The 11,926-nt window shown below is 32.8% G+C and carries 12 protein-coding genes; 2 read left to right on the top strand and 10 right to left on the bottom strand.

The genetic code is table 11. The features are described 5' to 3' along the window. Nucleotides 1-5 precede the first annotated feature (5 nt). From EP747_RS16665 to EP747_RS16640, 6 genes are all read right to left on the bottom strand, one after another. Complete coding sequence (locus EP747_RS16665; protein WP_129691234.1) at nucleotides 6-1,019, bottom strand: ABC transporter ATP-binding protein; 1,014 nt, start codon at nucleotides 1,017-1,019, stop codon at nucleotides 6-8. Beyond that, nucleotides 1,016-1,885 (bottom strand): ABC transporter permease, encoded by an 870-nt coding sequence (locus EP747_RS16660; protein ID WP_129691233.1) that lies wholly within the window; start codon nucleotides 1,883-1,885, stop codon nucleotides 1,016-1,018. Before EP747_RS16660 ends, EP747_RS16665 begins: the two co-directional genes overlap by 4 nt. Then, complete coding sequence (locus EP747_RS16655; RefSeq protein ID WP_419179321.1) at nucleotides 1,882-2,640, bottom strand: ABC transporter permease; 759 nt, start codon at nucleotides 2,638-2,640, stop codon at nucleotides 1,882-1,884. Before EP747_RS16655 ends, EP747_RS16660 begins: the two co-directional genes overlap by 4 nt. Before the next feature lie 182 nt (nucleotides 2,641-2,822). After that, nucleotides 2,823-3,659, bottom strand: coding sequence for an alkaline phosphatase family protein (locus EP747_RS16650; RefSeq protein ID WP_129691231.1), 837 nt, complete (start codon nucleotides 3,657-3,659; stop codon nucleotides 2,823-2,825). Further along, complete coding sequence (locus EP747_RS16645; protein ID WP_129691230.1) at nucleotides 3,649-4,761, bottom strand: ABC transporter substrate-binding protein; 1,113 nt, start codon at nucleotides 4,759-4,761, stop codon at nucleotides 3,649-3,651. The genes EP747_RS16650 and EP747_RS16645 overlap by 11 nt, the downstream gene beginning before the upstream one ends. Nucleotides 4,762-5,019: 258 nt before the next feature. Continuing rightward, nucleotides 5,020-6,090, bottom strand: a complete 1,071-nt coding sequence (locus EP747_RS16640) for a M42 family metallopeptidase (protein WP_129691229.1) — start codon at nucleotides 6,088-6,090, stop codon at nucleotides 5,020-5,022. A 160-nt stretch (nucleotides 6,091-6,250) separates the two neighbouring features. On the opposite strand from EP747_RS16640, the gene EP747_RS16635 reads away from it, so the two are divergent. Next, entirely contained in the window at nucleotides 6,251-6,562 is a 312-nt protein-coding gene (locus tag EP747_RS16635) for a PepSY domain-containing protein (RefSeq protein WP_056473349.1), read from the top strand. Nucleotides 6,563-6,576: 14 nt separating this feature from the next. Here EP747_RS16635 and EP747_RS16630 read toward each other — a convergent pair whose 3' ends face one another. Both EP747_RS16630 and trmB read right to left on the bottom strand, forming a co-directional pair. After that, a complete protein-coding gene (locus EP747_RS16630; protein ID WP_129691228.1) occupies nucleotides 6,577-7,419 on the bottom strand; it encodes a YtnP family quorum-quenching lactonase in 843 nt (280 codons plus the stop codon). Between the two features lie 228 nt (nucleotides 7,420-7,647). Further along, nucleotides 7,648-8,289, bottom strand: a complete 642-nt coding sequence (gene trmB / locus EP747_RS16625; protein ID WP_129691227.1) for a tRNA (guanosine(46)-N7)-methyltransferase TrmB — start codon at nucleotides 8,287-8,289, stop codon at nucleotides 7,648-7,650. 150 nt (nucleotides 8,290-8,439) lie between these two features. Between trmB and EP747_RS16620 the strand changes: the two genes are divergently transcribed. Further along, complete coding sequence (locus EP747_RS16620) at nucleotides 8,440-8,718, top strand: YtzH-like family protein (RefSeq protein WP_129691226.1); 279 nt, start codon at nucleotides 8,440-8,442, stop codon at nucleotides 8,716-8,718. Nucleotides 8,719-8,749: 31 nt separating this feature from the next. Here the strand turns inward: EP747_RS16620 and EP747_RS16615 are convergent, their stop codons facing one another. Together EP747_RS16615 and pulA are read right to left on the bottom strand one after the other, a co-directional pair. Continuing rightward, nucleotides 8,750-9,538, bottom strand: coding sequence for a phosphotransferase family protein (locus EP747_RS16615; RefSeq protein WP_205753842.1), 789 nt, complete (start codon nucleotides 9,536-9,538; stop codon nucleotides 8,750-8,752). A 140-nt stretch (nucleotides 9,539-9,678) separates the two neighbouring features. Continuing rightward, on the bottom strand, nucleotides 9,679-11,844 hold the full coding sequence (gene pulA / locus EP747_RS16610) for a type I pullulanase (RefSeq protein ID WP_129691225.1): 2,166 nt from the start codon (nucleotides 11,842-11,844) through the stop codon (nucleotides 9,679-9,681). Between the last annotated feature and the right edge of the window lie 82 nt (nucleotides 11,845-11,926).

The following is an 11,926-nucleotide window of genomic DNA, read 5'->3' as shown; positions in this document are numbered from 1 at the left end:
ATAATTTATAAAATAACGCATTCTTTCTTTGGTACAACAATGTTAACATGCGCCCCTTGCTGAAACATTTCTCCTCGGTGGTTAAGATTGTCTACTAGAAATGAAGATTCTTCGGTTTCAACTTCGTACCTTAAAACATTACCAGTCATAGTAACATCTGTAATAACCCCCTTAATTCCCCAGTTTCGCTGTAAATCCATTCGATCATCCCCTACAGCTACTATTTTTAAAACTTCAGGTCGTATAGCTACATCATTTCCAATTAATTCATTACTACGAATAAGTTTATTGAAAACGTCCATCTCATAAACATTATAATTTCCGATGAATTTTGCTACGAATTTATTTACTGGTGTTGTATATATTTCAGAAGGCGTACCTGCTTGTACTACATTTCCATTATTCATAACAAAAATTCGATCGGACATTGTCATTGCTTCCTCTTGATCATGTGTAACGAAAATTGTTGTAATATCTAATTCTTTCTGTATTCTTTTTAGTTCCTTTTGTAAGCTTTTTCGAATTTTTGCATCTAATGCGCTTAACGGTTCATCTAATAAAAGTACTTTTGGTTCCATGACAAGCGCTCGAGCTAAAGCAACTCTTTGTTGTTGTCCTCCTGATAATTGGTGAGGGTATGATTCTTCTTTACCTAATAAATCTACTAATCCAATCATCTCTTTTACTCTTACATGAATGTTTTTAGCTTTTTTCATTTTTAGACCATATGCAATATTTTCAATCACTGTCATATTTGGAAAAAGTGCGTAAGACTGAAATACCATACCTACTTCACGTTGGCGTGGAGGTAAATTTGTTATGTTTTTCTCATCAATTAATATATTTCCTACATCAACTTCTTCAAGACCAGCAATAGAACGTAATAAAGTACTCTTTCCGCATCCGCTTTGACCTAGAAGCGTCACGAATTCACCTTTATTAAATGTTAAGGAAATATTATTTAATACGACTTGATTTTGAAATTTTTTAGTCACTTGATCAATAGTTACGAAACTCATTTAACTTCACCTTCTATTGCTGTATTTTTATAATGACTTTGTTTTTTTAAAATAGACCACTTTTTATTTAACATAACTGGATTTTTTTTAGCTCTAAACGAGAGTTTTAAGACCGTTCCAGTTAAGAGTAAAATCACTAAATAATAAGTAATAACTATGGCACTTGTTAAATGTCCACTGCTATTTAATTTATCGACAAGATATATTTGCAGGGTCTCAAATCTTCCTCCTACTAGTAAATTAGCAAAAGCAAATTCACTAAATAAAAGAGCTACAGATAATAAACTTGAAACTAATATTCCAGATAAGATATTAGGAAGTACAACAGTTCTAAATGCTTGAAATTTAGTTGCACCAAGTAACTCTGCTGCATCTACAAGTTGAATGGCATTTAATGTTCTAAGACTATTACGAATACCTTGATACATAAATGGCAGAATCGTTATAAAGTAAGCTCCAATTAATATCCATGGAGTACCTGCAATTTGCAATGGGCCATCAGAATATAGCTTAATTAACCCAACTGCTCCTACAATAGGTGGAATGCCATATGGAAGCATCGCAATTGCTTGGAGAATTCCTTCAAATTTACTAAAATATACCGTTATGATAAAGATTGTTGGAAGCATGATTGAAACACTTAGAAAGACAGTTATGACAATTAAAAATAATGTTCGTTGAAAAGCATCAAAAAATCGTCCATCTTGAAATAATTCAATATACCAATTTAATGTATAACTTTCAGGTAATATTGAATGATCCCATTTATTTGCAATTGAAAATAAAAATGTACCTACTAGCGGAATTAATAAATAGATTACAAGTAATCCAACTAATAATTTAAAATACGTTGATGATAATTTCATCGTAAATCCCTCCTAATGCGACGCATCATTCTTTCATTAATCCACATCGAACCTATCATTGTAGTTGCTAGAAGGACTCCTAGTGCGCTACCTAATTGTGGTTTTAATGTAACATCACTTGCGACAAGTGAGGCAATTTGCAATGACAATAAATTATAATTGCTACCAACTAATGCGTAGGCTGTAGCATAAGCTCCCATAGCGTTAGCAAATAAAATACTAAATGTACCTACTATACTTGGTAAGAGTACTGGAATTCCAATTCTTAGCCAAAATGATATTGTTGATCCTCCTAATAACGCAGAGGCTTCTTTCCATTGTTGTTTAATTCCTTGAAACGAAGGATAAATCAACAATATTGCTAGAGGAATTTGGAAATAAATATAGACAAGTATCAGTCCGGTCCATGAATATAAATTAAAATCAGAAAATAAATTCCAACCAAGTTTTGCAAAAAGCAAAGTAAACAATCCGTTGTTTCCAAGTAAAATAATATATGAGAAAGAAAGAGGGATTCCTTCAAAATTTGAAGTCATATTAGCAATCATTAATAGACGATTTTGTATTTTACGTGAAAACTTTGTAAAAGAATAAGCCATGACAACAGCTATTAGAATCGAAATAACTGCCGAAATAATAGAAATAACTATACTATTTTTAATAGCTTGTAAGTAAAACTTACTTTTAAATATAGTTATATATTGATTAATAGTAAGATGTTTTCCGTCATCAGCATAAAAACCATTCTTAATCATTGCCATCATTGGCCCTAATTCAAAACCTATTACAAACAATACAAATGGCAATAAAAGAGCTAATAAGTAAATCTTATGTTTTTTTATTTTTTGCAAAACTTCTCGCTCCCTTAAATTCTTTAAACATTAGAGAATTGGTAAAATTTCGCTAAACCAATTCTCCTTCCCTTAAAATTTTCATTTCAATAAACTTCACTTTTTTCCTTATATCCGGGTAAACGATATGAAATCATCTTATCCGACGGCTCAATATTTAAGAGTTCACAAACAAGGGGTGCAAATGCCAACTGAGGAATTACTTCGTCATAAACACCAGGCTCAACTTTCGGACTGATGATAAACAGTGGTACATCTCGTTCGCCTGCTGTTATTCCTCCATGATTTCCAGTTTCACTCATTCCATGATCAGATGTAATTAATATGTGATAACCTTCTGACATCCAAATTGGAAGAAGTTGCGCTAACAAGCTTCCTATTTTTAAAATTTGTTCACGATATTCTTTTGATTCCGAACCATATTTTTCTCCTTTAACATCTACACCTAAAGGGTGAATGTATAAAAAGTTGGGATCATATTTTCTACGTAAAGTTTCTGCATCCGCAAAAACGTGACAGTCTGGATAGTCATCATCCCAATAGAATTTCCCATATTGAATCGCTTTAGAGATATCATCTTGTTCTCGATCTTCAATAAAATTAAATGGTGCTCGATTATATAACTCACTTACCCAATAATAAGATACCGCTCCGTTTCTCAATCCATTTTCCTTTGTAAGGTGAAAGATACTTTTTTCATTAGATAAACGAACTGCTTGATTAGAGGTAATTCCATTTACTGATGATGGTGTTCCGGTCAATAACACTTCATATAATGGGCGTGAAAGACTAGGAAGCTCCGATTTCATTTTGTAAAGTGCCGCTTGATTTAATTCAACCAAATGTTGTACATACCCGAGAGCTTCACATGCTTTGTCATATCTCATACCATCAACAACAATAGCTATAACTTTATTTGACATTTACTAACACCTCTTCTTGCCAGATTTGTGGTAATGTTTTTGCTGTTTCTTCCCAAGCTTTAAAATCTCTTATTGGTTTTGCATTTTTGTACTGCTCTTTTGGAATCATTTTTTCAGCTACATCTTTTGGAAGTTCTACGTCACGAATAGGACGTGCAAATCCTTTTGCTAAGTTTATTTGTCCTTCATCACTTAAAATATATTCTCTTGTAGCCATAGCAGCATAAGGATGTTTAGCGTATTTATTGATAATAGTTGAGTATCCACTAACCACTGAGCCATCACTAGGTATAGATACATCAAATTGATTACGATTAATAGCTTCAGCATATCCAAGCGCATTAAAGTCCCAAACAAGCGCTACTTCAACCTCTCCTTTTTCGATATTTGCTGGTTTAGCATCCGTTAAGCTTAAACGACCTTGCTTTGCTAGCTTTATAAAAAAGTCGATTCCCGGTTGGATATTTTTTTCATCACCACCGTATGCAATAGCTGCTGCAAGTACGGCCATTTGGTTCTGAGTACCACGCTGAACATCTCCAACTGTTACTTTATATTTTCCTTTTAAAATATCGTCCCAAGACTTAGGAGGTGTTTTTACTAATTCTTTATTTGTCATAAAAGAAATAGTTCCCTGATATCCAACTACCCAGTCTCCATTATCATCCTTTGCCCAATCAGGAATCTCGTCCCAGTAAGATGTTTTGTAAGGAATAGTTAATTCCTTTTGTTCAGCAATTGGACCAAAAGACATTCCAACATCCCCAATATCCGCAGTAGCATTTTCTTTTTCAGATTCCATTTTTGCAATCTCTTCTGCACTAGACAAATCCGTATCAATATGTTTTAAATTATAATTTTCATTAACTTCATTCCAAGTTTCACCCCAGTTAGCCCATGAATCAGGCATACCAACACTATTAATTTCACCTTCTTTTTTTGCTTTTGCTTGAATTTCATTAAGAGTTAATGAATTTGGATTTAATACAGATTCACTTTTCGAATCCACAGCTTTTCCGCATGCTGTTAATCCTAGAACTGTCATACCTATAACAACACCTTGAATCGCCTTGTAACTTTTCTTCTTAAAATCAGTTTTCATGTTTAATCTCCTCTTAATAATGTGGATTGTTTAATTTTCATTAATGATTATTACGGTTTTATCATAAAACAACTTCGTAAAACCCACATTAACTGCATGTTAAGAATTTATTAATAACATTAATTTAAAGAAGAGTTAAGGCTCAAAGATCAAAGGGATAAGGATTGGAAAAGATATAAAGTGGAGGATTAAGAAAGGCAAGATCAAGGTTTTTCAATAAAAAAAGAAGCCTCTTTTTTAGGCTTCTTTCTTACTTTTTTAATAATTACGTAATGTTTCAACGGTTGTTTTATCAGTCGCTTTAACTAGCTTAACCAGTAATTCCTTTGCAGCTAAATAATCATCAACATGAATAATTGATGCTGCAGTGTGAATGTAACGTGAGCAAATACCAATTACAGCAGATGGTACGCCATCGTTTGAAACATGAACTCGTCCAGCATCTGTTCCACCTTGTGAAACAAAATATTGGTAAGGAATTTTATTCGTTTCTGCAGTATCTAAAATAAATTCACGGATTCCTTTATGAGTAACCATCGTGCGGTCTAAAATTCGTAATAAAACACCTTTACCTAATTGACCGAACTCGGATTTCGATCCTGACATATCATTAGCTGGGCTTGCATCTAGTGCGTAAAAGATATCAGGTTTAATCATATTTGCAGCTGTTTGTGCCCCTCTTAGTCCAACTTCTTCTTGAACAGTAGCACCTGAATATAAAATATTTGGTAATGTCTCGTTTTGAACTTCTTTTAATAATTCAATCGCAAGTCCACAGCCGTAACGGTTATCCCAAGCTTTTGCCATGATTTTTTTCTCATTAGCCATAGGAGTGAACGGACATACTGGAACAATTTGTTGACCTGGACGAACACCAATATTTATTGCATCTTCTTTATTATCTGCACCAATATCGATTAGCATATTTTTCATATCCATTGGTCTAGCTCTTAACTCATCGCTTAATAAATGCGGTGGAATTGAACCAATCACTCCAATAACTGGTCCTTGTTCTGTCATTACTTGAACTCTTTGAGCAAGCAATACTTGGTTCCACCAGCCTCCTAGTGGTTGAAATCTTAACATCCCGTTTTCTGTAATTTGAGTAACCATGAAACCAACTTCATCCATATGACCTGCCACCATTACAGTAGGTCCATCTTCAGTTCCACGTTTAACTCCAAAAATACTTCCTAAACGATCTTGCACAATCTCATTTGTATATTTCTCAAGTTCTTTTCTCATGAAGTGACGAACTTCATGCTCAAATCCTGGTGCACCTTGTAATTCTGTTAAAAATTTAAAAAGCTGTAGAGTGTCTTGATTCATAATTTCGTTCCTCTCTGTACAAAACATAACTTCTTTTTTTATTTTATCTAAAAATATCACATAATACCAATGCTAACCGTTGAAATGTTGCCCCGGTTTGACTAAGATAAGTAGTAGAATATTTTTTCAAGCGCATAATACATAAATAGAGGTGGTACAAATGAAACTTAAACGCGTCTTAATTGGCTTAGGTTTAGGTGTTGCTGGTGGACTATATTTACAAAAAAAATTATCTTCACAATATATTCCAGCAGAAAAAGCATTAAAAACAATTAAACCAGTATTTCTTTCATATGGTAATGTAACTGGAACTTGGATTCATTCAGAACCAAAGTGGGCAGATTTACCTGATTATGAAGGTGATGTTTATGAAGGTGGTTTTACAGTAGTAGAATCAGATAATGATACTACAAACTATTCATTCATCATTAATGCAGTAAATGGTGAGCTAATTTCTGCTCAAATTGTTTAACAACACTAGCCAAATTATTTGGAGCGTTCGATCGACTGTAATACTTGTCCTTCAGCGCTCCATTTTATTGCTCTAATTACATCGTCATGATAGAACGTAAACCAAGATTTTTTTTGCAAACCAAAATTAACCCATTTTTCTTTTGCATAAATAGATGTCATTGGGTAATCATCATATGCCATAACCCATAATGGTGATTGATGTGCATGTGTAGGCATTAAATCTCCCATATGCAATAATAGCTCATCTTCAGTTTCAATTTTTATAATACTGTGCCCATCGCTATGTCCACCTGTGTGAATAATCGTTATTTCATCCGTTAAGGAATATTCTTTTTCAAATGCAATTACTTGGTGCTGAATTGCTTCCCAATTTTCTTTCCAATAAGTATTACTTGAACGAATATTCGGATTTCTCATCTCATCCCATTCAATTTGAGATGTAATAATTTTTGCATTCGAAAATACAGGTTTGAATTCACCATTTACAAATTTAGTTAATCCACTAGCATGATCAAAATGCAAATGCGTCATAATGACATAATCAATATCGTCTAGTTTTAATCCGTGCTTCGCTAATGATTCTTCTACCGCTGAATCCTCGGTAACGCCAAAATTTCTTTTTTGTTTCTCATTTAATTTGTTAACACCGATGCCACTATCAATGATAATGTTTAAACTATTTGTTTGAATAAATACCGGATCAGTTCGTAAAGGAATTTGGTTTTTCTCATTAACAATATATTTTTTTGACCAAAGTGCCTTTGGAACAACTCCAAACATTGCTCCACCATCTAAATGGGTATTTCCTCCAGTAAGCCATTGAATTGTACAAGTTCCAATTTTTAACTGTTCCATACTTATCCCCCTTCTGTTTTACTAGACCTAAATATTATACCACTTTTACGAATTTACTGAATATTTTAAGAGCAGGAATAGGCAAAAGAAAGGAATCCATAGTGAATATAAAATGAAAAATCGTTTTGATTGCTTAAACATAAAGATTTTATTAAAATTTCTTGTGTTGTAGCAAAATAAAAAAGACTATCATGATTAAATATATCACGATAGTCTTTTGTTTTTAGTTTAGTCTCTATAAGCAGCTTCAACTCGGTAAATACGGTTACCTTTTGAAGAAAACTTTTCTTCATATTCAGTCATAATATTTCCTTCAAAATCACTATTATGAAGGTCTAAGCTTAAGAAATGCATTGTCATTCCATAGTTCGCCATACTCATGATTGAAAACTCAAATAAATCTTGATTATCTGTTTTAAAATGAATTTCCCCATCATTTTTCAAGATTTGTTGATACATATTTAAAAATGTTTTATGTGTTAATCGACGTTTTTCATGACGAACCTTTGGCCATGGATCAGAAAAGTTTAAATATACTCGATCTATTTCTCCGTCCTCAAAGAAATCCGTTAATTTTTGAGCATCTACATTTAACAGCTTTAAGTTCGGAACTTCAGCTTCAATTAATTTATCTAATGCATCAGAAATTACACTTGTATATTTCTCAATGCCAATATAGTTAATATGAGGATTGGCTTTAGCCATACCGACCATAAAACGACCTCTACCCGTACCAACCTCGATATGAATTGGTTGATCATTTTGGAAAACTTCTTTCCACTTTCCTTTTTGTTCAGACGGATTTGGAATTACATAATGAGCATTTTGTTTAACTTGATCTGCCGCACCTGGCTTATGTCTTAATCTCATAAGATTTTACTCCCTCTCGATTTTGCAATTTATATTTACTCAAAGAAAAAACCAAGCACTATGGCACTCGGTTATTCAGGTATAGTATAAAATCATTTCTTGTAACACAAACTATTTCAAGTGTACTTATTAAAAAAAGGATGTGAATTTATGCCTTTAAATCATGAACATCAATTAACAATTTTACGTGATATTTTAATGAATCACCAATCTGACTGTTGTGGAACTATATCAGAATGTGAGCAATTAGAAAGACTTGTTCAATCCTTATTAACGAACGACCAAATAACAGATGATGTAAAAAGCATGTTAAATGACGTTTATTATTATAGTCAGTCTGGAAAGTATTCTGCTGATTTAGATCAGCACATTACAAACCACCAAAATCAACTCTCTCAATGGGTGACTGATTTCAATTCTTATTCTTAATCTATATGACAATTTCCGAGGAAATTTTTATTTAATCTAGTATCTTCTCTAGCAGGCTCTTCATTTTTTGAGTCTGCTTTTCATTTTCACGAAGAGTATACCATTTAATCCAAATGATTGTTTGAGCGACTACATACCAAGTCATTCGATTTAATAGGTCTTCAGTTAATTTTATTCCATAATTTCGAAGCCATTTGTCCCAATCGTTCTGCTCTACATAAGTGAATAAAAACATGCCCAAATCAAATGCTTTATCAGCAATGATTGCCTCATCCCAATCGATTAAATATAAATTATTTGTCTCAGTAAGTAACCAATTATGATGATTTAAATCACTATGACAAACGACTAAATCCTCTGAATCAAAAGATGGCATATTTTCCTCTAAATATTCGATGCCTTTTACAATTATCTGGCTTTGTGTAAACTCTTCAGTAAGATTGCCTACAATTGTTTGCAGTAAATCCTGAGGTTCTAATGGATTAATCCCTAGCTTCGTTAACATATATAACAATTCTTTGGAAGAATGGATGCGATATAAAAATTGCGCAACCCCTTTCGCAGAGAGCTCAAAAGGTTCTAAACTACGTGCGATCACCCACTCTTGAGCAGTAAGTACATCACCATTTTCTAGTCTTCTAGTCCAAACTAATTTTGGAACAAAGCCAGCTGCTGATAAAACTGCCAAAAAAGGAGAAGAATTTCGTTTTAGAAATAATCTCTTATCATTATTTTCTGCTATATACGCTTCACCAGTAAAACCACCGGCTGGCGAGATTGTCCATTCTTTTCCGAGTATTTCTTTTATATAATTATCCATTGTTCTTCCGTTCCTTGTTGTTATATATGTTTGTATTTAAAATTATTTTATTACAAAAAGAAAGATAGCCTATTACAATCAGCTGTAATAAGCCATCTTTTACAAGTTTACATTGTTTAATTAGAATCTGCAAGTAGTTGCTAGTATTTTACTAATACAACAGTCGAAAGCGATGGTATTGGTAATTTATTACATTCCACTTTCATCCCTTTATTAACATAATGATTATGTCCATCCCATATATATTCCCAATTGTCTTCTTCATTTCCTAAATCAATATAATTATCAATAAGACCATTATGAAATAACACCATTATCTCTTTAACTTGGTCGATTTCTTCTAATCCGCTAATTCGGTAACCAATTAGATCTCGATGAAGATTGACTGGCGTTACATACTTTTCTATTTCTTCTCTTAAAGAAAAACGGAAACATTTAAAGCGCTTTCGAATTGCGATAAATTCTTTAACAATTTTGATCGATGACGCTTCGCGTTCAGCTCTTGCCCAATCAATACTATTTATTGTGTCGCCTGAATTATAACTGTTTTCTATCCCCTTTTTTGTTCGAAAAAACTCCTGGCCACTATGAAGAAACGGTACACCAAACGAAAATAATACAATACTTGTTCCAAGTATATGCCTTTTCTTTAGTATTTCCTCACACTCTTTCTGATTGGAAAGCTTTAATCTATCCCACATAGTGTGATTATCATGTGATTCTACATAATTTATCGATTGATATGGCTCTTTAAATAAATTTACTTGTTTATTAATCCCAACACTTCCTAAAAGTAAGTCGGACAAGTATTCATTATGAATGTTATTGCCTTGTATAAACCCTATTTCCTGAAATGAAAAAGTACTTCCTTTTATTCCATCGCGAAATTTATCATTAAAAAACCCTACCATTGATAGTTGATGACTTTCGTTTATTGTTGCTTTTCGAGAAGATGGACTTAATGATGTATTTAAATCCCAACCTTCTCCAAAAATGATTATTTCTGGTTTTAAGATTGTCAGTTCAGTTACAATTTCATTCATTGTAACCGTATCCAATATTCCCATTAAATCAAACCTAAACCCATCGATGTCATATTCTTTAGTCCAATATTTTATTGATTGCAGTATAAAACGTCTAGCCATCAACCTTTCAGATGCAAAGTCATTCCCTACACCTGTTCCATTCGATGGTAAACCACGTTCATCTTGTCTAAAATAATATCCTGGCACAATTTTTTCGAATTGGCTAGTTTGTAATTCATAAACATGATTATAAACTACATCCATGATAATCCGTAAACCATGTTCATGATAAACTGAAATAAGTTTCTTTAATTCATTTATTCTTTGGATTGGTTCATCCGGTTTTAAACTATAGCTACCTTCTGGTGCATTGAAATTCAATGGATTGTAGCCCCAATTATAGCCTTGGAAAGGGTTATTTTCATCTATTCCTTCAAAATCAAAAAATGGTAATAATTCAATATGTGTAACTCCTAGCTTGCATATATAATCCAAACCTGTTGAAAAACCATTGTACATCGTATCTTTTTCATGAAATCCTTGAAAAGACCCCTTTTTTTGAATACCGCTTAGTGGATGTGAAGTGAAATCTCGAATACTGGCTTCGTAAATAATACAATCAGTATACTTACTGGGTGGTGTACTATTTACTTTACTAACTTTGCTACTCTTTGATAAATCAATCACTACACTATGTTTACCATTTACAGTAACTGCTTTTGCATAAGGATCGACAGCCTCTCTCCAAATCAGATTCACACATACTAAAAAATTATATATTAAACCGTCACAATCACGATCGATTACTGCTTTCCATGTCCCTTTTCCATCTCGCTCCATAAACATTTCAGTAAACTTTTCTTCTTCACCGTATTCTTGATAAATTCTTAACTTAACCTTAGAAGCAGTAGGTGCCCATAATTTAAATTGTGTAGATTTACGTGTGTAAATCGCACCTAAATCCTCTCCATCATAGGCATATTTTTCATCAAAGTCCTTTGAACGAATAACTCCACCTACTTGTAAATCTGTGCGAATACCAAATTCATCTTCAATCTCATACTTTTTTTCTAACAAAAGGACTTCAGTAGTCAAAACAGTATATTTAAAAAATCTATCAAACTCTATTCGAGATACGACAGGAAGCCTAGTTTTCCGACCATCCTCTTCAATTAGTTCAAAATATGACTGCACTGTATGTTTGTTCGATTTGGGAATAATCATTGTTATTTCTTGAAATCCATCTATATAAGCTTCAAAAGCCCTTTTAATATGAAACAACGCTATTCACCATCCAGACTATAAATTTAAACCTTTTAGATAAAAACTATGCATTTTCGTTATTTATTAAATCGATATGATT

The sequence above is a fragment of the Gottfriedia acidiceleris genome, assembly GCF_004138285.1.
GTDB classification, from domain to species: Bacteria; Bacillota; Bacilli; order Bacillales; family Bacillaceae_G; genus Gottfriedia; species Gottfriedia acidiceleris_A.
This window is presented reverse-complemented; position numbering and strand designations above follow the sequence as displayed.